General features: G+C 69.2%; 32 protein-coding genes. 4 read left to right on the top strand and 28 right to left on the bottom strand.

Going from position 1 to position 18,168, the window contains the following annotated elements:
- Positions 1-23: 23 nt before the first annotated feature.
- The 7 genes from ACF061_RS01000 to ACF061_RS01030 form a co-directional block, all read right to left on the bottom strand.
- On the bottom strand, positions 24-1,046 hold the full coding sequence (locus tag ACF061_RS01000; protein ID WP_392264647.1) for a hypothetical protein: 1,023 nt from the start codon (positions 1,044-1,046) through the stop codon (positions 24-26).
- A gap of 83 nt (positions 1,047-1,129) precedes the next feature.
- Positions 1,130-1,312, bottom strand: a complete 183-nt coding sequence (locus ACF061_RS01005; RefSeq protein ID WP_392264648.1) for a hypothetical protein — start codon at positions 1,310-1,312, stop codon at positions 1,130-1,132.
- On the bottom strand, positions 1,309-2,490 hold the full coding sequence (locus ACF061_RS01010; protein WP_392264649.1) for a DNA cytosine methyltransferase: 1,182 nt from the start codon (positions 2,488-2,490) through the stop codon (positions 1,309-1,311). Before ACF061_RS01010 ends, ACF061_RS01005 begins: the two co-directional genes overlap by 4 nt.
- Positions 2,491-2,578: 88 nt before the next feature.
- Positions 2,579-2,749: a hypothetical protein gene (locus ACF061_RS01015; RefSeq protein WP_392264650.1), complete on the bottom strand. Its 171-nt coding sequence runs from the start codon at positions 2,747-2,749 to the stop codon at positions 2,579-2,581.
- 18 nt (positions 2,750-2,767) lie between these two features.
- Positions 2,768-4,144, bottom strand: a complete 1,377-nt coding sequence (gene dnaB, locus ACF061_RS01020; protein ID WP_392264651.1) for a replicative DNA helicase — start codon at positions 4,142-4,144, stop codon at positions 2,768-2,770.
- Positions 4,141-4,728 carry an ATP-binding protein gene (locus tag ACF061_RS01025; protein WP_392264652.1) on the bottom strand — a complete coding sequence of 196 codons (588 nt, stop codon included), beginning with the start codon at positions 4,726-4,728 and terminating at the stop codon, positions 4,141-4,143. The genes dnaB and ACF061_RS01025 overlap by 4 nt, the downstream gene beginning before the upstream one ends.
- A complete protein-coding gene (locus ACF061_RS01030) occupies positions 4,728-5,729 on the bottom strand; it encodes a helix-turn-helix domain-containing protein (protein ID WP_392264653.1) in 1,002 nt (333 codons plus the stop codon). Before ACF061_RS01030 ends, ACF061_RS01025 begins: the two co-directional genes overlap by 1 nt.
- A 126-nt stretch (positions 5,730-5,855) precedes the next feature.
- Between ACF061_RS01030 and ACF061_RS01035 the strand changes: the two genes are divergently transcribed.
- Positions 5,856-6,164 (top strand): type II toxin-antitoxin system prevent-host-death family antitoxin, encoded by a 309-nt coding sequence (locus ACF061_RS01035; protein WP_392264654.1) that lies wholly within the window; start codon positions 5,856-5,858, stop codon positions 6,162-6,164.
- Between the two features lie 168 nt (positions 6,165-6,332).
- On the opposite strand, the gene ACF061_RS01040 is transcribed toward ACF061_RS01035, so the two are convergent.
- The gene (locus ACF061_RS01040; protein WP_392264655.1) at positions 6,333-7,412 is read right to left on the bottom strand and encodes a DNA-methyltransferase; all 1,080 of its coding nucleotides are present in this window, start codon (positions 7,410-7,412) and stop codon (positions 6,333-6,335) included.
- A 34-nt stretch (positions 7,413-7,446) separates the two neighbouring features.
- Between ACF061_RS01040 and ACF061_RS01045 the strand changes: the two genes are divergently transcribed.
- Positions 7,447-7,962, top strand: a complete 516-nt coding sequence (locus tag ACF061_RS01045; protein ID WP_392264656.1) for a hypothetical protein — start codon at positions 7,447-7,449, stop codon at positions 7,960-7,962.
- A gap of 98 nt (positions 7,963-8,060) precedes the next feature.
- On the opposite strand, the gene ACF061_RS01050 is transcribed toward ACF061_RS01045, so the two are convergent.
- From ACF061_RS01050 to ACF061_RS01145, 20 genes are all read right to left on the bottom strand, one after another.
- Complete coding sequence (locus ACF061_RS01050) at positions 8,061-8,300, bottom strand: WhiB family transcriptional regulator (protein ID WP_392264657.1); 240 nt, start codon at positions 8,298-8,300, stop codon at positions 8,061-8,063.
- Positions 8,297-9,145 (bottom strand): hypothetical protein, encoded by an 849-nt coding sequence (locus tag ACF061_RS01055; RefSeq protein ID WP_392264658.1) that lies wholly within the window; start codon positions 9,143-9,145, stop codon positions 8,297-8,299. Before ACF061_RS01055 ends, ACF061_RS01050 begins: the two co-directional genes overlap by 4 nt.
- Positions 9,142-9,357 (bottom strand): hypothetical protein, encoded by a 216-nt coding sequence (locus tag ACF061_RS01060; protein WP_392264659.1) that lies wholly within the window; start codon positions 9,355-9,357, stop codon positions 9,142-9,144. The genes ACF061_RS01055 and ACF061_RS01060 overlap by 4 nt, the downstream gene beginning before the upstream one ends.
- Entirely contained in the window at positions 9,354-9,716 is a 363-nt protein-coding gene (locus ACF061_RS01065) for a hypothetical protein (protein ID WP_392264660.1), read from the bottom strand. Before ACF061_RS01065 ends, ACF061_RS01060 begins: the two co-directional genes overlap by 4 nt.
- Positions 9,713-9,982 (bottom strand): hypothetical protein, encoded by a 270-nt coding sequence (locus ACF061_RS01070; RefSeq protein ID WP_392264661.1) that lies wholly within the window; start codon positions 9,980-9,982, stop codon positions 9,713-9,715. The genes ACF061_RS01065 and ACF061_RS01070 overlap by 4 nt, the downstream gene beginning before the upstream one ends.
- Positions 9,983-10,053: 71 nt before the next feature.
- A complete protein-coding gene (locus tag ACF061_RS01075) occupies positions 10,054-10,452 on the bottom strand; it encodes a hypothetical protein (RefSeq protein WP_392264662.1) in 399 nt (132 codons plus the stop codon).
- 63 nt (positions 10,453-10,515) lie between these two features.
- Complete coding sequence (locus ACF061_RS01080; RefSeq protein WP_392264663.1) at positions 10,516-11,193, bottom strand: hypothetical protein; 678 nt, start codon at positions 11,191-11,193, stop codon at positions 10,516-10,518.
- Positions 11,194-11,259: 66 nt separating this feature from the next.
- Positions 11,260-12,087, bottom strand: coding sequence for a hypothetical protein (locus tag ACF061_RS01085; protein ID WP_392264664.1), 828 nt, complete (start codon positions 12,085-12,087; stop codon positions 11,260-11,262).
- Entirely contained in the window at positions 12,084-12,938 is an 855-nt protein-coding gene (locus tag ACF061_RS01090; RefSeq protein WP_392264665.1) for a PD-(D/E)XK nuclease-like domain-containing protein, read from the bottom strand. Before ACF061_RS01090 ends, ACF061_RS01085 begins: the two co-directional genes overlap by 4 nt.
- Positions 12,935-13,222, bottom strand: a complete 288-nt coding sequence (locus ACF061_RS01095) for a hypothetical protein (RefSeq protein ID WP_392264666.1) — start codon at positions 13,220-13,222, stop codon at positions 12,935-12,937. Before ACF061_RS01095 ends, ACF061_RS01090 begins: the two co-directional genes overlap by 4 nt.
- Before the next feature lie 123 nt (positions 13,223-13,345).
- Complete coding sequence (locus tag ACF061_RS01100; RefSeq protein ID WP_392264667.1) at positions 13,346-13,540, bottom strand: hypothetical protein; 195 nt, start codon at positions 13,538-13,540, stop codon at positions 13,346-13,348.
- 108 nt (positions 13,541-13,648) lie between these two features.
- On the bottom strand, positions 13,649-13,900 hold the full coding sequence (locus tag ACF061_RS01105; RefSeq protein WP_392264668.1) for a hypothetical protein: 252 nt from the start codon (positions 13,898-13,900) through the stop codon (positions 13,649-13,651).
- The gene (locus ACF061_RS01110) at positions 13,900-14,142 is read right to left on the bottom strand and encodes a hypothetical protein (protein ID WP_392264669.1); all 243 of its coding nucleotides are present in this window, start codon (positions 14,140-14,142) and stop codon (positions 13,900-13,902) included. Before ACF061_RS01110 ends, ACF061_RS01105 begins: the two co-directional genes overlap by 1 nt.
- The gene (locus ACF061_RS01115; RefSeq protein WP_392264670.1) at positions 14,139-14,408 is read right to left on the bottom strand and encodes a hypothetical protein; all 270 of its coding nucleotides are present in this window, start codon (positions 14,406-14,408) and stop codon (positions 14,139-14,141) included. The genes ACF061_RS01110 and ACF061_RS01115 overlap by 4 nt, the downstream gene beginning before the upstream one ends.
- Entirely contained in the window at positions 14,405-15,016 is a 612-nt protein-coding gene (locus ACF061_RS01120) for a hypothetical protein (RefSeq protein WP_392264671.1), read from the bottom strand. Before ACF061_RS01120 ends, ACF061_RS01115 begins: the two co-directional genes overlap by 4 nt.
- The gene (locus tag ACF061_RS01125; protein WP_392264672.1) at positions 15,013-15,738 is read right to left on the bottom strand and encodes a hypothetical protein; all 726 of its coding nucleotides are present in this window, start codon (positions 15,736-15,738) and stop codon (positions 15,013-15,015) included. Before ACF061_RS01125 ends, ACF061_RS01120 begins: the two co-directional genes overlap by 4 nt.
- Positions 15,735-15,995, bottom strand: coding sequence for a hypothetical protein (locus tag ACF061_RS01130; RefSeq protein WP_392264673.1), 261 nt, complete (start codon positions 15,993-15,995; stop codon positions 15,735-15,737). Before ACF061_RS01130 ends, ACF061_RS01125 begins: the two co-directional genes overlap by 4 nt.
- A 5-nt stretch (positions 15,996-16,000) precedes the next feature.
- A complete protein-coding gene (locus ACF061_RS01135; protein WP_392264674.1) occupies positions 16,001-16,345 on the bottom strand; it encodes a hypothetical protein in 345 nt (114 codons plus the stop codon).
- Between the two features lie 86 nt (positions 16,346-16,431).
- A complete protein-coding gene (locus ACF061_RS01140; RefSeq protein ID WP_392264675.1) occupies positions 16,432-16,722 on the bottom strand; it encodes a hypothetical protein in 291 nt (96 codons plus the stop codon).
- Positions 16,719-16,934, bottom strand: coding sequence for a helix-turn-helix domain-containing protein (locus ACF061_RS01145; RefSeq protein ID WP_392264676.1), 216 nt, complete (start codon positions 16,932-16,934; stop codon positions 16,719-16,721). The genes ACF061_RS01140 and ACF061_RS01145 overlap by 4 nt, the downstream gene beginning before the upstream one ends.
- 219 nt (positions 16,935-17,153) lie before the next feature.
- Here ACF061_RS01145 and ACF061_RS01150 point away from each other — a divergent pair, with 219 nt between their 5' ends.
- Both ACF061_RS01150 and ACF061_RS01155 read left to right on the top strand, forming a co-directional pair.
- The gene (locus ACF061_RS01150; RefSeq protein ID WP_392264677.1) at positions 17,154-17,657 is read left to right on the top strand and encodes a helix-turn-helix domain-containing protein; all 504 of its coding nucleotides are present in this window, start codon (positions 17,154-17,156) and stop codon (positions 17,655-17,657) included.
- A gap of 101 nt (positions 17,658-17,758) precedes the next feature.
- Complete coding sequence (locus ACF061_RS01155; protein WP_392264678.1) at positions 17,759-18,160, top strand: hypothetical protein; 402 nt, start codon at positions 17,759-17,761, stop codon at positions 18,158-18,160.
- Positions 18,161-18,168 lie beyond the last annotated feature (8 nt).

Below are 18,168 nucleotides of genomic sequence, written 5' to 3' on the forward strand. Positions count from 1 at the left end.
GGTCGCCGCGTTCATGGGGTTGGTCAGGCGGCGTCGGGGGTGACGGGCTGGCCGGAGCGGCATGCCCACGGGGAGCAGCCGTCGGGGTCGCCGTTCTCGGCGAGTTCGGCGTCGTACACGGCGTCGAAGAAGTCGTCCTGCTGCCACTCGGACGGGCGGATGCGGTCGATGGGCGCCTCACTGAGCGGGAGCCGGGAGATGTGCAGGAACCGTTCGTGGCGGAGGCCTGGCCCGGTCCGGTACTGCTTGTCGAACTCGACGGCCTGCTGCCACGACTCGGGATCGGTGTCCCGCATGCGCCGCCACTCGGCGTTGCCGTGGAAAGGGCACCCGATGCAGCTGCTCTTCTCGACGCTCGTCCAGCCGCGGTGCTTCAGGTACGACGAGCACTGCGTGCGAGACATGTTGAGCTCCAGCAGCGGATGCCGGGACTTCGAGTAGCGGGTGTCGCCGTTGGTGGACACGCGGGTGATCTCATCGGTGGAGAACCCGATCCACTGCTCGGCCCACGCGCCGGCCGGAGGCTGCCCGACCCGGACGAGGGAGCCGGTGCCGTTGCAGACAGAGCACGAGCCGGACGTGTAGTCGCCACGCTTGGCCCTCCACGGGGCGATCCGCTCGCCGCTGCCGTCGCAGTACCGGCACGGCTTCGGGTCGGACGTCTTCGCGCCGAGCAGCAGTCGGGTCTGCCTCAGGATCGGGGTGAGCTTGTACGTCTGCGTGCACCGCCGGTTCAGCATCCCCAGGTCGCCGGTCTCCGGGTCGCGGGTGTGGGCGGGAAGCGAGCGCTGCTTGTCCGGGTCGAGGACGTCGTCCTGGATACGGCCGGTCGACACCCGGTAGATCGGGATGCCAGCGGGCCGAGCGATCTCCTCCTCCAGCCGGTCGAGGTGCTCGTACACGGCGCGGGGCTCCCAGCCGGTGTCCGAGAAGATCGCAGCGTCCACCTTCGGCAAGGTGCCGTCCGCGGACAGCATGAGCAGGGTGGTGGACTGCACGCCGGCCCCGAGGGACAGCAGACGCAGGGTGGGCTGGTCGTCGGTCACGGGTTCCTCCAGTGGGTCTGTGCGGCTTCGTGGCCGCGGGTGTGTGGTGCGGGTGGGGTGTGGCGGGAGCAGACGCGCACGGCTCAGGCGGCATGGTCGGGGCACAGGTCCCGGCCGTCTCGGGTGCGGCACCAGCCGCGGTCTTCCTTCAGCAGCCGGCGGAGTTCGCGGTGCGTGTGCGGCTCGAACCGGACCGGCCAATGCCCTTCGGGCCGCTCACAGCCGGGGTGATCGCACAGGATGACCAGGTAGGCATCGGCGGTCACGCAGCCACCCCCAACTGCTGTTCGGCGAGCGGGATGCCGGTGGCGGCGGACACGACGTGCGCGGCCAGCAGCGGCGGCACGGCGTTGCCGACCTGCTCGAACTGCTTCGTCTTCGTGCCCTGGAACGGGTAGTCGGGCCGGAAGCTCTGCAGGACGGCCGCCTCGGCAACGGTGATGCGGACGGTGTCGGGGCTGGCGAACTGGGACTCGCCGCCGGCGTCGCGGTTGCGGTGCCCGGGCGGGGCGATCCGGTTCGTGGCGCAGACGGTGGTGGCGGGCCGCTTCAAGACCCACTGGCCGCCCGCCTTCGCCGTGAACGCCGGAGCCGGTGCGCCGTGCGGGTCGGTGGTTTGCCGACTGCCGTCGGGCCGCTGGTCGCGGTTGGTGTGCAGCACCCACGCCCCGCGTTCCTGGGCAGCGAGCAGGGCGTTGCGGGCCTGCGAGGGGAACGGCTCCGCCCCGCCCGTCTTGCCACCGCCGGCGGTCACGGTGGGCGCCACCCGCTCCGTCGCCCCCCAGCCGAGCGCGTCGGCCATGGACACCCACGACTGAAGGCACTCCCCGAACAGGTCCAGCTCCGGCGCCTTGGCGTGCGTCGGGTCCGGGGCGGTGACCTTGCGGACGCGGGAGGCGATGAGGATGGCCCGCTTCCTCGTCTGCGGTACCCCGTAGTCGGCGGCGTTCAGAACCCCGCACCACGTGCTGTAGCCCCACTGCTGCAGGTACAACGCGTACTGCTTCCACAGCGGGAGGACGTCGGGGACTTCCTCCATGCACACCCACTCCGGGCGCAGGTCGTACAGCCAGCGCATCGGCTCTGCGGCGAGCAGGGACCGCTCGTCCTTGCAGGCGGCCCGGACCTGGGCGCGGTTGTCGCGGCCGTGGGCGAGGTCGTGGACGGTCTGGGTGACGAGCGGCTGGTCCTCGAGGCCGCCGCGCTTACCGGCACGCAACCACGCCTGGCACGGCGGGGAGGCGATCAGCCCTGTGATCCGTCCGGCGAACGGGGCGGTCGGGTAGGCGGCCACATCGGTCTGGATGGTGGCGTGCCCGGCGGCGTGCGCGGTACGGCAGGCGGCCGTGTCCCACTCCAGGCCGACATCGGCGAGGCCGAGCATGCGCAGGCCCTCGGCCCATCCTCCTGGGCCTCTGAACAACTCGACAATGTCGGCGCTCATGCGGCTCCTTCCTGGTGCGTTGTGGCGGGCTGCTGGTGGTGGGGGCAGGTGCAGGCGTCGGGCGGCGGGGTCGGACCGGACGCGGCGGTCATGCGGCGTCGTCGTTCTCGGCGGCCCACCCACAGGTCCAGATCGAGCCGCAGTCGGGGCAGCGGTAGGTGGCGAGGACGGAGCCCGGACCGTTCGGCGCGATCTTGGCGGGGGTTATGGGCTGGCTGTCTTCGGTGAGGCAGCGGTCGCAGGTGTCGAGGTAGGGCACGGTGGTTCTCCTCTCGGGTCAGGTGGCGGCCATGTCGACGAACCGGGCGTAATGACCTTGGAAGGCGACGGTGATGGTGGCGGTCGGGCCGTTGCGGTGCTTGGCGACGATCAGGTCGGCCTCGCCGGCGCGCGGGGATTCCTTGTCGTAGGCGTCCTCGCGGTGCAGGAGGATCACGATGTCGGCGTCCTGCTCGAGCGATCCGGACTCGCGCAGGTCGGACACCATCGGTTTCTTGTCCTGCCGCTGCTCCGGCCCCCGGTTCAGCTGGGACAGGGCGATGACGGGGACCTGAAGGTCCATGGCGAGGGTCTTCAAGCCGCGGCTGATCCGGGAGACTTCCTGCTGCCGGTTGTCGTTCTTGCCGGTGGATTCGCCGCTCATGAGCTGCAGGTAGTCGATGACGACCAAGCCGAGGCCATGACGGCGCTGGACGCGACGGCAGTGCGAGCGAATCTTGGCGAGGGTGATGCCGGTGTCGGCGACGATGTGCAGCGGCGAGGCCTGCATGTCCTTGCCCGCCTCGATCAGCTTCATGATCTTCGCTTCGTCGAGGGGGCCCTTGTTCTTCATCCAGTGCAGCGGATAGGTGGCGTGCGCGGACAGGAACCGCTTCTCCAGCTCCTTGCGACCCATCTCAAGGGAGAAGAACACCGTGGGGATGTCGTTGCGGATCGCGGTGTGCCGGGTGAAGTCGCCCGCCAGGACCGACTTGCCCATCGCCGGCCGGGCGGCGACGAGAACGAACTGGCCGGGCTGCAGGCCGCCGGTGAGGGAGTCGAAGTCGGCGAACCCGGTCTTGAGGCCTTCCTTCGGCCCGTTCTCGCGGATGTCGACGACCTCGGCGACGGTGTCCAGGATGTCGACGCCGATGGACAGGTCGTCGGCTCCGACGTCGGACAGGCCGGCGAGTCCTTCGAGGGTGTCGTAGGCGTTCTGGATGATCTCGTCGGGGCTGTGTTCGCGGCCGTGGACGCTGTTGGTCATGCCAGCCGCGGCGGCGAGCACTTTCCGCAGGATGGCCTTCTCACGGACGATCTCGGCGTGCGCTTCTGCGTGGGCGACGGTGACCACGGCCTGCACGAGGTCGTGGAGGTAGGAGCGTCCGCCGCAGCGCGTGAGGTCGCCGTCCCTCTCGAGCCGGTTGCCGAGGGCGATCGGGTCGTGGGCTTCGCCAGCCGCATGGATGTCGACGAGGGCCCGGTAGATGGTCTCGTTGGCGGGTCGGTAGAAGTGCTCGGGCTCAAGGATCTCGATGACTTCTTCAGCCGCGCGAGCGGAGAAGATCATCGATCCGAGGACGGACATTTCCGCTGCCTCGTCAAACGGCGGCTGCTGTCGGCTGGTCGGCCGGTCGAAGCCGTCATCGAGCGGCTGGTCGTTGTCGTGGGTCACGCGTGGGTCCTCCTGTGGTCGGTGCCGGTGAACTTCGCGGCGATGGAGCCGCCGTCGGCGAAGCGGGACGTGGTCCGCGGGCCGAGCGGCTCGAGAGTCGGCAGGTTGGTGGAGATCAACGTGGGCAGCTGGTTCTGCCAGCGCCCGTCGATGAGTTGGGCGATCGCGTCGACGGTCCACGGGTACAGCTGGGTGGCGCCGAGGTCGTCGAGGGCGAGGAGCGGGGCCTCGCGCCAGGCGGTGAGCTTGTCGTGGTTGACGGGCCGGTCCGCGGCGGCTTTGAACTCGAAGTCGCTGACGAGGTAGAAGCGGCCGAACCAGCCCCGGCGGATCAGCTCTTCGCCGATCTTCCACAGGTGCCAGGTCTTGCCGGTGCCGGGCTCCCCGCGCAGCAGCAGAGAGGCGTGGGAGCCAGCAAGGTAGCCGTCGATCCAGGTGCGGACCTCGGGCCGGATGTCGCCGTCGGTGGCGAACGCCCTGGGCCGGCGGGCGAGGTACCGGTCGAGGGTCTGAGCGCGAATCTCGGCGCGGGCCGCGGCCTGTACGGCGTCGTGGCGGGCTCGACGTTCGTCAGCGGTCGTCATCAGAAAGGCCTCGCATTCTCGTAGTCCTCCGCGGTCGGTACAGGAGCGGCAGCACCAGTGGCGGGGTGGGGGCGGTTCGTGCCCTCCCACCCGCCGGCCACGGCGCGGAGAGCAGGGCGGCCGGGCTGGGGGTCGGGCTCGTCGTCGTAGCAGCCCTTGTTCAGCCAGGTGGCCGGGTACTTCGTGTACTGGGCGTCCTGGCCGGCGCGTTCGCGGGCGTAGTCCTGGGCGCGGTCGACCATGTGCTGGGGGGCGACGCCACGTTCAATGGCGGCGATCCACGCCTTCTTGGCTTCCTCGCGGTCGCGCTTCTTCGGGTAGTTGATCCAGAAGGCGCCGAAGGCCTCGAGGTGGTGGTCCTTCTTCTCGCTGCTGTCCTTGCTCTGGCCGGCAGCGGCGGGGGCTTGCTGCTGGTCGCGGTCGGCTGCGGGAGAAGAAGAGTCTTTTAGTAGTTGGTTGTCTGACGGTTGTTGGTGGTTAGGGCTGCGTTCCGTGCGTGACGAACGGACTTTAAGTGCGTGACGAACGGACGCAGAGTGCGTGACATCGGCGGTCACGGATTCTCCGTGCGTGACAGTCACGCCTTCTGTGTCTGTGACGGTCACGGACTTTCCGTGCGTGACACCCTTCGCTCGGGACCGGCGCTTGCGCTCCGCCGCAGCGGCCCGGAACTCGTCCTCCTCCCTCTCCAGGTCGCTCCAGTCGGTGACCGGGCGGCGCAGTTCCATCGCGAGCTTGTACCGGGTCCGGCCATCCCGGGTTCCGTCCTTGGCGATTAGTCCGGCCTTCTCCAGCCGGCGCAGGGCGCGCTGCACGGTGGCCCGGTCGTAGCCGGTTCGGTACTGGATGCGGAGCACCGAGGGGTGTGCGTCGGTGCCGGTCGGACTCGCGTGCTCGGCGAGCACCTGCAGGACGTGCCGGGCGGTGGTGTCCGGCTTGCCCTTCTCGGTGCGCAGCATGGGCGCGCGGTCCATGGCCCAGTCGACTGCCTCGGTACTCAACGGCTTCATCCTTCGGTCGTGCCGAACCTGCGTGGCTTGGCGTCTTGGCAGCGCTGACCTCGCACTGCCATACTACTTTAAAGATTGGAAAGAATGGAAGGATTGGAAATGACTTACACTCTTGCCATGGCTGCTGACCAGGGCATTCAGATCACCGAAGACGGCGTCGCGGAGGTCTCGATGACCTACGCCCGCGCGAACCTCACCCAGCTGTTGCGCGAGGTGCGCTACGGGAAGCGCCCTGGTGCCTTCACCGAGCGCGGCGACCGCAGCGCCTACGTTGTGCCGGCGGACTTCTACAAACAGGCTCTGGAGGATCGGAGCACTGTGGCCGCCATGCTGCGGATGATCGACGAGATCCCAGACGAACGGCGCCGTGAAGCTTGGGCGCGCGACCTCATCCGCTACCGCAACGACCTGGTCCACGGGACCTGATCGCATCTCCCCTCCTCTCTGGCCCCGCCGTGGCGGGGCCTTCGTCGTGTGCGGGCTAGGCGGCTTGCTGCTGGGCGGCCTCACGGCAGGCAGGGCAGACGGGTGTGCACTGGTAGGGCGTGGCCTTCGGTTGGGGTGGCGGCGTGACGGTGATCTGCGGTTTGTCGGTCATGCGGCGCCGCCGAAGTCGATGACGCCCTGGGCGAATCGCTCCTTGGCGAGGTCGTGGTAGGCCGGGTTCAGGTCGACCCCGATGTACTTCCTGCCTAGTTGCCGGGCTGCGGCGCCGGTCGTGCCCGAGCCGCTGAACGGGTCGAGGACGGTGCCGCCGGGCTTGCAACCGGCTTTGATACAGCGCAGCGGCAGGTCGATCGGGAAGACCGCAAAGTGGGCGGCCGGATAGGGGCGGGTCGTGATCGACCAAACGTCGCCAGGGTTGCGGCCCTTGGTCGACTCCCCCGAGCCGTACACGCTGACATTGCCGCCACTGCGCCGTCCGGATCCGCCGAGCTTGCCGCCAGGGCCTTTGGCGCCGCCGAAGACGATGCCCTCGGTGAGCGCTTCGGGTCGGGCGAGCGGCTCGCGGATGGCGTCCAGGTCGAAGTGGTAGCGCGGCGACTTTGAGAACATGAACAGGTGCTCGTGCCGGTTGCTGAGCCGGTCGCGGACTGACTCTGGCATCGCGTTCGGCTTCGCCCAGATGATCTCGTTGCGGAGTATCCAGCCGTCATCCTGCAGCGCGAACGCGGTGCGCCACGGAATGCCGAGCAGGTTCTTCTCGGGCAGGCCGGGCTCGAGCCTGCGCGGGGCGAAGTAGGAGCCCTCATGCTGCGTGCCGACAAGAGTCGACTTGCCCTGGCCGCCGCTTCCCTTGGTCGTGCTCGCGTAGCTGTCGCCGAGGTTGAGCCACAGCGTCCCGTCGTCGGCGAGCACCCGCCGCGCCTCGGCGAACAGGGCGCGCATCGTCTCCACGTACTTAGCCGGCGACGACTCCAGCCCGTACTGGCGGTCCTTCTTCACCCCGCCGCAGCGCACACAGACGTAGTCCAGCTTGTCGCCCATCTGGTGCTCACAGTCAGGGTCCGCGTCGACCCATACGGCCGTGCCGTAATCGCGAAGCGAGTAGTACGGCGGAGAAGTAACGACGCAGTTCACCGAGCCGTCAGGCATCTGCTGCAGCGTTTCGAGCGCATCTCCAAGCCACAAAGTGACCTGCTCGTCCGCGTAGTAGATCTTCGGCTTGTCCATACTCTCAACACCCCCGCAGCGTAGGATTAGTTACATGCAGACTGACGCCGCTGTCGCGGCTTACTTGGCTGGAGCGTTCGACTCCGACGGAACGATCGGCATCCGCAGGTCGACATACGCGCAGCGAGTTCGAGGCGACGCCGGAGCGCCCGTTTACAGCGAGCGCATAGGGCTGAAGCAAGTCACCCCACAGATCCCTGAACTTCTGCGAGAGACGTTCGGCGGGTCGCTCATGATCCAGAGATCGTCGACCACCAAGGGCCGCCCGCTGCACTACTGGGAGGCGACGAACCGGGTGGCCGCGGAGGCGCTGCGCATGATGCTTCCGCACCTGCGCATCAAGCTGCTTCAGGCCGAGGCATGCCTGGCGCTGCGCGCGAGCAAGGACTTGCCGAGGTCCGAGCAGCGCGTGCAGAACGAGGAGCCGAGCATCAGCCGCAACCGTTGGGGCGACACTGCAATCCGTCGATGGGTCGTTGCGCCTCATGTCCTCGCCGAGCGAGAGCGGCTGTACCTGCTCGTCAAGGAGCTCAACCGGGTTGGCGCATGAGGTGACGATGCAGTCGACGGATCCGTCCGGCAGGGTGCGCAGATTCTCCAGCGCGTCACCGAGGAGCAGGGTCACCTGGTCGTCGTTGTAGTAGATGGTCACGTGGCATCCCTTGTCTGCCGGGCGCGTCGTCGTTGTCGGCTGGTGGCCCCGCCCCAGATGCCGGGGATGCGGGCGCCGTCGTGCTGCTCGAGGGCCGCGGCGTGCGCCTCGCAGGCGGGCCGGACGGGGCAGCGGGCGGTCTGGCTGCCGCCGCCGCGCTTGCCCGCGGTGAACAGGTCCGGGTCCGTCTGGGCGCAGAGGGCGGCGGTCATCCACGCGTACCGGCCGGCGGTCATGCGGCCACATCCACCGCGTACTCGGGGTGGTCGCGGAACGCGTGCTCGACGTAGGACTTGGAGACGCCGAGTCGTTCGGCCGCGGCCTGCCTGTCGATGCCGGTGGTCCGCATGACCCAGTTGGCGTCCTGGGCGATCAGCTCGCGGCGGGTGATCCCGTACATGGACTCGAAGTGCGGGTCGTCGATGACATCCAGGCGGTCGTTCCAGTAGGAGACCGGCGCCCAGTTCTGTCGCTTCGCCCAGTTACGGGTGCGGTCGGCCTGCACTTTGTCGACGCCGTGCCGCTCCGGCTTCTTGTTCCTCAGGTAGTCGTAGGCGGTAGCGATGGCGTTGGCGGTGCCGGCGAAGACGGTCTCGCGGCGGAGCAGGTCGCTGGGGGTGGGCCGGCTGAGCTTGGCGTGGGCGGCGATGTGAATCAGAGGCCAGCCTGCCGCGGCGAGGGCTTGGATGCGCCGGTGTGTTCCGGCGGCGGGGCGGCGTCCGCGGGTGTGGTTGTCGACGGTGACGGCGAGGATCTTCGCGGCGATCTCGGGGGTGGTGCGGTGCCGCTTGCCACGGCGCTTGTCCCGTCGGGGGCGGGTGAAGTCGATGATGGTTTGGATGGGCAGGCCGGTCGTGTAGGCGACGGCGCCGGGTCCGATGTTTTCAACGGCAAGGGCGAGGAGGTGCTGTCGGATGGGATCGGCGTCAACGAGGCCGTTCCAGGTGCCGTCTTTCTGGGCTCGGATGCGGGCCATGTTCCGGTCGTTGTAGCGGGCGACGCATTCGGGGAGCCGGCACTTGTAGTCGGTGTAGCAGGTGAGGGTGTTGTGGTTCGGGGGTTCCCCGGTGCGGCGGGTCACGGCGTCTCCTTCCGGGCTGGTGTGGGTGTGGTGTGCTCGAGGAAGTCGGCCTGCCAGTCGCCGGCGTGTCGGTTCTGCCGGCGCCTGATGGCGTCGATGCCAACCCCAAGCGCGAGCCAGGCGGCGAGGATGACGACGGCCATGCCGAGGGTCACGGGGATCGCGCCGTACACGGCAATCAGGTCGCAGAACCAGTCCAAGACGGGCTTCACGCGGCGGCCCTCCAGGCAGCGGTGCCAGTCCACTGCTTGCAGATGGACCCGTGGACGGTGGCCCGCTTCGACCGGACGAAGCCGGCTTCCTCGATGACTCCGGCACGGGCGGCAGCCATGAACGCGGCACCCCAGCGGGCCGGGCTGTCGGGTTCGTCGACGAGGCCTTCGGCGATCAGGTCGGCGGCCTGGAACGGCTGGGTGCGGCGGGCCATGAGTTCTATCGCGGCGCGGCAAGCGGCGGCCCAGTCCGGCGGGGTGTTCGCGGCGGCCCGGGCCATGCCCTCTGCCTTCGCGGCTTCGCCGGCCGCGACGGACACGGTTCCCTGGGCGACGATGGGGAGCTGGAGCTGCGTCATCGCTGCCCCCGGTCCTGCTCGAAGTGGACGGTGGTGAGGGCGGCCAGCTCCTGTTGGTGGCGGCGCTGCATGGCCTCGAGGGCCGCCCTGTCGGGGTGGCAGAGGGCGAGTGCGCCCCAGCCGGGCCGCATCTTGGGGATCCAGGTGGCGCCGTAGCCGCCGCAGTTGTTGCAGCGGAGGTTCCAGCCGATACGGCCCGCGGTGGCGGCTTCCTCCGCAGTCGGCAGGGGCGGTCCGAAGCGGTCGCGAGTGGTGGTGTTGTCCATGGCGTGTGCTCTCCTGGAGTGGTGGCCGGGGAGCCCCGCATTACGGGTGCGGAGCTCCCCGGCGGGGCGGGTTAGATGGCGGTGGCCACGGCGAGCTGCTGCTCGACGGCGGCGATCAGGGCGGGTGCGGGGGTCCAGATGCCGAGTCGGCCGCTGGCGGGGATCGGCTCGGGCAGCGCGGTCACGTCGGTGAGCGTCCAGTGGTAGGCACGCTCGAAGCCCCACGGGCCGCAGCAGGTGCCGTCCTCCGACCAGTGGCAGCCGGTGACCGTGGCGACGGCGACGACGGCGCCGTACACGCCGAGGTGCGGGCCGTACACCTGGGCGTCGCGGTCGAGCTGGGCTCCGGCGTGGATGAGGATGCGGGCACCCTCATGCTTGACGGGCAGCTTCCAGGAGCGGTTCTCCACACGCTTCGACTGGTGGGCGATCGATCCCGCCCACGGCTGCCGGATGGTCAGTGCCTTCATGTCTGTGCTCTCCTTGAGGTGGGCCGCCCCCGATTCCCGCGGGGGCGGCCCGTCGTGTGCGGGCTAGAACGGGGGCTCGAACGGGTCGCGGCCGAGGGTGAGGTCGGTGATGCGGGCCTTGATCGCCTCGGTGAGGTCGACGCCTTCGCGCTTGAGCTCGTAGGTGATGCCGCGGACCCACTTCTGGATCTCGCTGTCGCGGCCGTCGATGAGGGCTTCAGCGAGGTGGCCGGCGATGACGCGGCGGACGGGCTCGGGGATCTGGTCGGTGATGTCCGGGGTCGGTGCCCACGGGTCGCGCTCGGTGGTCTTCTCGGCGGTGTGGGCAATCCATCCGCCGCCGCTCCCTGCCGGGGCGCTCCAGGGCGTCTTCGTGTCGTAGCCGTCGTCGGACAGGCGGGCGTCGATGAGGTCGTCCAGGTTGTTGTGGGTCTCGTCGAGGGCCTGGGCGAGGTCACGGGCGGCCTTCCAGCGGTCCTTGTCGCGGCTTGTGAGGCCCTGCGCGATGTGCGCGGCGACCAGGCTGCGGGCGTCGTACTCGCGGCGGCGGATCGAGTTGAGTGCCTCTCGCAGGTCCGCGGTCCGGGCGGCCTGTTCCTCGTTGCGGGCGAGGGCGGCGTGGACCTGGGCTTCGGCGATGAGCCGGTCGGCTTCGGGGTTGTGGCCTTCGTAGGTGGTGTTCTTGTCCTCGCGGGAGGCCTGCAGCAGGCTCAGCGCCTCGGCCCTGTGGTCGATGGTCACGTTGTGTGGTCTCCTTCTGGGAGGCCGCCCCGCATAGCCCGCGGGGCGGCCGTCTGCGGGTGCGGGCTACTGCTGGTCGTCCTCGGGCTGCCAGTCGGTGGAGTCGTTGATGGCGTCCTGGTCCCAGGCGCCGGGCGCGGGCTGGTCGTCGCGGGTGACCGAGTACGCGGGCTCATCGGCCGGGGCGGGCAGGGGCCGCTGCACTCCGGCGGGAGTCGGCGGGTTGGTGAAAGCGGCCACCGACAGGGGCGCCTTGGTCCGGAACTCGGTGCCGCCGACCGTCACGATCTCGGCGTGGGTGGTTCCTTCGAGCTCCTCGGAGACGTAGGCCATGCCATGGAGGGCGTCGGAGGCGATCAGCCGGGAGAGTTCGCCCGTAGCGCGGGCGACGAGCATGCCCTTCGGGTTCTTCTTCCACTGGTCCTTGTTGAGGAGCCCCATCAGCCGGGCGCGGTCGATGACCCACTCGACTTCCTGCCAGGCGTCGGAGCCCTTGCGCCGGCCGCGCATGACACAGCGGGTATCTGTGGACTCCATCAGCTCGATCTCGTGGCCCTGCTGCTGGACGATGGCCCGCATCGCGTGGGCGCGGAGGGCGGGGGTGCCCTGGATGACGTCGATGGACTTGAGCGTCGCCATCGGCTTCATCCCCAGTTCCGAGCCGACGAGGATCGCCGCGGCGATGTCCCCGGGCTTACCGCGCAGCGACTGCGGGACGAAGGAGGTGGCGGCGAGCTTGGTCGCCATCTGGTAGGCGAGGTCAGCTTCCTGCGCCCACTGCATGAGGGCGGTGGTGCCCGCGGTCGGCGCCGGGGCGGGCAGGGTGTTCGCCGGCTGGTCGGTGGTGGCGACGGCCTGCTGCTCGTCGCGCTGGGCGATCTCGTTGCTGGTCAACGGAGGTACTCCTCGGCTTGGCGGATGGTGTCCCAGGTCGGCATTCCGATCTGGGGGATTTCGGTGACGGGGCCGGTCCAGTCGGGCCAGTGGTCGTTGGCGACGCAGTCGGCGTAGATGCGAAGCGCGCGCTCGTTGCGGGCGCGGCCGATGTCCCGGTCCTGGTCGGTGAGCTCCCGCACGGTGATCAGGTAGGGGGCCTGCTTGGACTGGAAGACGAAGACGAAGCGGGCGCCGTCGGGGGCGAGGCCGGCGGCTTCGACGCCGTCGATGTAGAAGGCGTCTTGCTGGTGATACGAGCGGTCCTTGATGGCGCGGCTGATGGTGTCCGGCGACGCATCCTTGATCGTCTTGTAGTCGACGATGATCGGGCCGCGACGCCAGTCGGGACGCACCCGGCAGCGGACGCCGGTAGCCGGGTCGGTCCAGTAGATGGACTGCTCGGCCACGCCGCTGCCGGGCGTAAACAGTGGGCCGGCGATGGGGTGCTGGCGGATCGCATCGGCCATCGCAAGGACCATGTCGTGGTCCTTTGTGAGCAGCGGCACCTTGCCCGCGAGGTAGGCCTCGTCGCGCTGGATCTGGGCGTCCTTCTTCCGCCAGTCGGGGAAGTCGATGACCTCCAGCTCCGGGCCCTCCCCCAGCACGTACAGGTGGGCGGCGTGCCCGAGGTCGAACTCCTTCTTCGGGGCGGGCGGGTTGTCGCGGTCGTACTTGAACTGGGCGGGGCAGCCGGGGGCGAGGAGGGCGCGCAGGCCGGACGATGAGATCGACGTGGTGTCCGCGTGGTACTCGTCCGCCGGGAGACCGTCCACGATCTGCGGCGCGTCGACGGCTATCGCGGCGGTCATCGGGTGCGTCCGTGGGCGAGGTTGTCGACGATGCGGGCGGCGCTCTCGCAGCCGGGGACCGTGCGGAGGGTGGCGGCGGCCTCGTGCAGGACGGTGGCGGCGTAGTTGTTCATGAGGCGGAGTGCCTTGTCGTCGAGCCAGCCGCCGTCTTCCAGGGCGCTGCGCAGTTCCGCCGCGGGTGTGCAGTCCTCGCAGAGTCCGCTCGCCGTGAAGGGCCCGGCCGTGTTGCCGCAGCCGCGGCAGCCGAGTGGCCCGGTGGGTTTCGTGGTGCTTTCGGTGCTCATGTGACGCTCCTGAGGGTGTGCTGATGGGTGGGCCGCCAGCCCTGACCGGGGTGGGTGCAGGGCTGGCGGCCCTGGAGGGGCGGTGCGGAGCGGGGGACTCGACGCGACCGCCGGCTGGGTGGGTCAGGCGGTGGCGTCGGTGCGCTTCTCGGCGGCGGCCTGCAGTCCCGCGATGAACTCGTCGAGGCGGTCGACGGGGATGTAGCAGCCGTCCGGGGAGGTCTGGAGCCAGAGGACGGGGCCCTGGTCCTTGTCGTTGATGAGCTCGGCGCCCGCGACGTCCTGGTCCTTGTCGATGAACTGGTAGGTCTTCTGCATGGCTTCTCCGTGGGATGCTGGTATTGGATCCCCGGGCGATACGAGCGCTCGGGGGTTCTTGCTTCGCCGGCCGGGCGGGTCCTGCTCTTCACCGCCCGGCCGACGAGCTCAGTGGCGGCCGGGGTCGAGGAGTCCGGCGTCGCGGGCCGCCCACAGGGTGCGGACCTGGAAGGGGCCCGTCTCCTCGTCGTCGAGTTCGTACAGTCCGCGGGCGATGGAGTCGATGGCGTCCGGGTCGGTGACCCAAGCCGGGACGGGACGGCGGTGGTGCTCGGTGACACCAAGGGAGGGCAGCAGGCCCCGCACTATCACCGGCGCCGCGGATATCGGCGTAGGCGGCAGGCCGAGGAGGTCCACCATCACGCCACCTCGCGGAGGGAGCGGCACCCGGCGGCGACGGCGATGGGCTCCGTCTGCTGCGGCAGCCTCGCGTCGATCGCTCCCAGCAGCGCCGACACAGCGCCGGACAGGGCCGCGCAGTCCGCCGACGTGACGCCCCCGCCGTCCTTGTCGAACTGGATGGCCAGCGCGATCGGGGCATGCACTTCGCGGACGAAGTCGACGACCGCGGCGAGACCAGCGTCCAAGTCGAGGTTGTTCACGACGCCTCCTGCGTGGTGGTGTGGTGGCCGAGATAGCGGGCGTCGACGCGGACGCCGAACTCGGTCATTTCGGTGCGGGGCTCGAAGTGGCCAGCCGTGTACGGGGACGGGCCGTTCGGCCACTGGCCGGTACGGATCGTTTTCGCGGTGCCGTCCGCGCTGGCCCTGGTGCTGTACTCGCCGACGGGCAGCCACACGCCGGGCTGGGCGCGCAGCCGGTCTGCGGCGGCGTGGTGGTCGGTCTGGCGCCGCCGGTAGCGCGTCACCGGACCCGCTCCCGGTCCTGGCGCTTCGCCTCGACGGCCGGCCGCTCCAGCTCGGCGATGCGGTCCCGGTTCGCCCGCAGCGTCTCGGCCGCGTCGGACAGGGCCTCGTTCGTCGTGTGCCGCTCCGCCTCCAGCTCGGCGACCCGGGCCAGTGCCTGGTCGCGTTCCGCGCGGACCGCAGCCAACTCGGCGAGGAGCGCGGCGCGGACGGCGGGCATCACGGCGTCAGCGATAGCGAGCGTCCGCTCGGTGTCACGCTGGCCGTAGGTCGGGTAGATCAGCTCAGCGATGTGCTTCCGCGTCTCGGCTTCGCGCTCCGGCGACAGACGGTCGGGCGCGAGCTGGACCTCCGGCTCGGCCTGCTTCTCCGCCGCCCGCGCTTCCTCCCACACGTCCTCCGGCACCGGGTCCACGTGGGTCAGGGAGATGTAGGATCCTTCCCCCTCGACCCAGACGACGCCGTCACCGTCCAAGCCGACCGTCTTAGCCTCGGTACGGGTGCGGGTCACGAGCCGGCGGGCGGACGGAATGTCCTCCGGCCGGGCACCCGGGTAGGCGAACACCAGCGTCCCGACCGGGTGGAGCTTGTTCCACTGCTCGGCGTTCACGCGGCCACCGCCTTCCGGGCGGCGTCGTACTGGGCGATGGCCCAGGACGCGGCGTGGCACTGGTAGGCGAAGTGGTAGTTGACCTTGTCGAGGCTCCAGTCGCCGACATCCGAGAAGGCGAATCCACCCGTCTCGCGGACCTTGACCGTGTGGTCGCCTGCCGGACGGTGCCGGTAGAACTCCCAGATGGCGGCCTCGTCGTAGGAGTTGTGGTCCTGGAAGGCGCCGCAGGTGCACTCGGCGCGGTAGGTGACGCCGTGCTCGAAGTCGTTGACCATCTGCATGGCCCAGTCCCGCGAGTGCAGACGGTCGCTCTCCAGGATCTGCTCCCGGACCGCAGCCCGCAGACCGCGCGGGGCACCGTCCTTCACAGCCTCCGCGACCTCGGCCTTGACCTGGGCGACCAGACGCTCCCGGTCGTACTCGCGGACACTGTCCGCGCCGTTGACCAGCTTCGACGCCCAACGGTCCGGCTCGACACGGATCCCGCGCAGCCAGTTGAACATGTCCTCGGTGTCCGGTCCGAACCGCTCGAAGTGGTACGAGCCATGCGAGCCGGCCACCAGCAGGTTGTACGGCCAGGTGACGAGGATGATCCGAGTCCAGCCCTTCAAAGCCGTGAACTCGACGTGCCGGTACAGGCCGTCCTCGCGGAGCGAGGTCAGCTTGCCGTCCTGCACGTCACGGGCGACGTGCGCGGCGATCTCTGGGTAGTCGCTCATGACAGGCTCCTCAGGTGGGAGCCCATGCGCTCCGGGTTGGACGAGACGACCTTGTCCGCGCGGCGGTGCATCGCGATCACGTCCTCGCGGTCCGCCATGTCCTCGACGGACAGCGGGTCCACGGCGCGCCCCAGCTCGCGGGCCGCGAACTGCATCTCCCGCTCGGCCGCCACGACGTGCGCCGGCATGTGGCGCTCCGCGAACTTGCGCACTCCGGCCGGGACCGGCTCGTACACCGGCGGCTCGGTTGTCGGCATCAAGCTCATCGGGCACCGCCCTCGACGGTCTCAGCCACGATTGCGTCGGAGAGGTCGAGGAAGACCCGACTGCCCACCCAGTCGTGGGCGTACCGGATGTGACGGCGCCGGAGAGCAGGGGTCACTTCGAGGACGGTGCCGTCGGCCTGGTGTCCGTTGGGCTGCAGGACGATGTGACCCTGCTCGTTCTCGGTGACGTCCAGCCAGAGCGGGACGTTGCGCCTCCACCAGGTCAGCGAGCGAGGGAAGCCCGGCGCTCCCCGCTGGATGAGCTCATCGACGACGCGGACTTTCGACTGGTCGATGACGATGTGGGCGCCCTGGCCCGTCAGCGTCTGGGATGATGGCATGGATCTGCCCTTCTGTTCACGGATGGTGTGGGTGGATCGGAGGTCGCCTCGGGGTCGCATTCGGGGCGGCCTCTTCGTTTGGCCGGTCAGGCGGCGGCGCGGGCCGGCTGACGGCGGGAGCGGCCGGCCTTGGGCTCGATGAACGGTTCGACGGCACCGAGACGGCTGTTGCGGAGGATGTCCTCGGCGGTGAAGGTGATCCGGCCACCGTCCTTGTGGTGGTAGATCTCCTGCTTGTATGCCTTCTCGCGGAGCATGCGGGCCGAGTAGGGCATGTAGTGGTTGTCGGCCACCTGTTCGGGGCTGTACCGCTTGAGGGGGTCGAGCGGGGGGATTTCGAACTGAGCCGGAGTGGGGGGAGGCTCGGGCAGGGTCACGTCGTCTTCTCCTCGGTGATGGTTATGGCATCGACCGGGACCTTCAGGGCGGCAGCGATGCGGTGCAGAGTGGTGCTCGCCGGATTGCGTACCTCGCCTCGCTCGATGCGGGAGAGATGGCCGCGATCGATCCCAGCGCGTTCGGCCAGCGCTCGAAGGCCAAGGTTCTGGCCGTTTCTTATGTCCCGGATGGCGGTGCCGTGCGGTCTCACGAGGAAGACGGTAGGCCCAGGATGCCTACGCTTGCAACCCATGATGCCTACTTTTATAGGCAGCCTTCGCTGGGACGAATCGTTGGCCAAGGGTTAGGGATGGCTAAATTGCACACCTACCGTGCAACCATCCAGCGCCTCTAGCCTCATAAGTAGGCAGGTCAGGCATGTCTGAGTAGGCATGCGTGGTTGCACACACATGCGGCATGATGAGGGGCCATGGACCGCGACTGGAGTCGACTCGGCGCCAAACTGGCGCAGGCACGCAGGACAATGGGGCTCAAGCAGCCTGAACTGGCGCAGCGCATCAGCGTCGGCCGAGCCACTATCCAGAACATCGAAGCGGGCAAATCGTTCAAGAACATCACCCCCGCCATCCGTGCCTACGCGGAAGCAGTCGGCTGGACCCACGACTCGGCGGCCCGCGTCCTCGCCGGCGGGGAACCTGAAACGGCCCAGCCGCTGGCCGACACCGACGCTCACACCGGGGTCTCCGACCTGCCGCCCGACGTGGCTATGGAGCTGCGCAACGGGCGCACCCTCGGTAGCACCGTCGTCCACCTAGGGCCGAAGGGCACCGACGCCCGCATGGTCGTCCTGCTGAAGGGCGGCGTGGACATGACTCCGGAGGAAATCAACGAGGCGCTACAGGAGTGGCGCCGCCGCCGCCGGCACCTACAGGAGACCACCCCGGACACAGGTGCCCCGACTGACGAAAGGTGATCAGTTCGGCACGGATGGTTTCCTGTGCAACATGGTTGTGATTCCATACCAGGACACCGCCGAGGGGGGCCACTGCTCGGATCGGGGAGAACGTGTCGGTCTTGCACGTCGAGCGTGTCAGCGGACGCTACATAGAGCCTGAAATAGTCGACCTCGATGACGGATGCCTCTTCCGCATCCACAAGAGAGACGTCGGTGAGACTGGTGCGGCCTGGCTCGCGCAGGTACTCGCCGGCATGACGCAGTGGTGGGGTCTTCGCCCCTCCGACTCCCCGCTTGGCCCCGTCGTCCCCGTGCGCTTCGAGCGGGTAAACGACCTTCCCGAACCTTTCGGCATCGTCGTCGACCACAGCAGTCGGTTCATCACCTACGCCGTCGACGAGAAGACGGTGTCTCTCACCCAGTACGCCGCCGACAGACTGAGCCGCCTCGCCACCGAGCGAACCCCGCGGTGGCAGCCTCTCCCCCGCGATGGCCGCGAGAGACTGTCCGACGAGCACTGACGCAAGGG

Source organism: Streptomyces sp. NPDC015220 (assembly GCF_043079345.1).
GTDB lineage: Bacteria > Actinomycetota > Actinomycetes > Streptomycetales > Streptomycetaceae > Streptomyces.

What these genes read in the sequence shown, in the direction of transcription:
- ACF061_RS01010 (WP_392264649.1), bottom strand. Translation starts at nt 2,490, where the DNA reads ATGAGCGCCGACATTGTCGAGTTGTTCAGAGGCCCAGGAGGATGGGCC.
- ACF061_RS01025 (WP_392264652.1), bottom strand. Translation starts at nt 4,728, where the DNA reads ATGACGACCGCTGACGAACGTCGAGCCCGCCACGACGCCGTACAGGCC.
- ACF061_RS01035 (WP_392264654.1), top strand. Translation starts at nt 5,856, where the DNA reads ATGGCTGCTGACCAGGGCATTCAGATCACCGAAGACGGCGTCGCGGAG.
- ACF061_RS01040 (WP_392264655.1), bottom strand. Translation starts at nt 7,412, where the DNA reads ATGGACAAGCCGAAGATCTACTACGCGGACGAGCAGGTCACTTTGTGG.
- ACF061_RS01045 (WP_392264656.1), top strand. Translation starts at nt 7,447, where the DNA reads ATGCAGACTGACGCCGCTGTCGCGGCTTACTTGGCTGGAGCGTTCGAC.
- ACF061_RS01050 (WP_392264657.1), bottom strand. Translation starts at nt 8,300, where the DNA reads ATGACCGCCGGCCGGTACGCGTGGATGACCGCCGCCCTCTGCGCCCAG.
- ACF061_RS01065 (WP_392264660.1), bottom strand. Translation starts at nt 9,716, where the DNA reads ATGACGCAGCTCCAGCTCCCCATCGTCGCCCAGGGAACCGTGTCCGTC.
- ACF061_RS01070 (WP_392264661.1), bottom strand. Translation starts at nt 9,982, where the DNA reads ATGGACAACACCACCACTCGCGACCGCTTCGGACCGCCCCTGCCGACT.
- ACF061_RS01075 (WP_392264662.1), bottom strand. Translation starts at nt 10,452, where the DNA reads ATGAAGGCACTGACCATCCGGCAGCCGTGGGCGGGATCGATCGCCCAC.
- ACF061_RS01090 (WP_392264665.1), bottom strand. Translation starts at nt 12,938, where the DNA reads ATGACCGCCGCGATAGCCGTCGACGCGCCGCAGATCGTGGACGGTCTC.
- ACF061_RS01095 (WP_392264666.1), bottom strand. Translation starts at nt 13,222, where the DNA reads ATGAGCACCGAAAGCACCACGAAACCCACCGGGCCACTCGGCTGCCGC.
- ACF061_RS01100 (WP_392264667.1), bottom strand. Translation starts at nt 13,540, where the DNA reads ATGCAGAAGACCTACCAGTTCATCGACAAGGACCAGGACGTCGCGGGC.
- ACF061_RS01105 (WP_392264668.1), bottom strand. Translation starts at nt 13,900, where the DNA reads ATGGTGGACCTCCTCGGCCTGCCGCCTACGCCGATATCCGCGGCGCCG.
- ACF061_RS01125 (WP_392264672.1), bottom strand. Translation starts at nt 15,738, where the DNA reads ATGAGCGACTACCCAGAGATCGCCGCGCACGTCGCCCGTGACGTGCAG.
- ACF061_RS01130 (WP_392264673.1), bottom strand. Translation starts at nt 15,995, where the DNA reads ATGCCGACAACCGAGCCGCCGGTGTACGAGCCGGTCCCGGCCGGAGTG.
- ACF061_RS01135 (WP_392264674.1), bottom strand. Translation starts at nt 16,345, where the DNA reads ATGCCATCATCCCAGACGCTGACGGGCCAGGGCGCCCACATCGTCATC.
- ACF061_RS01150 (WP_392264677.1), top strand. Translation starts at nt 17,154, where the DNA reads ATGGACCGCGACTGGAGTCGACTCGGCGCCAAACTGGCGCAGGCACGC.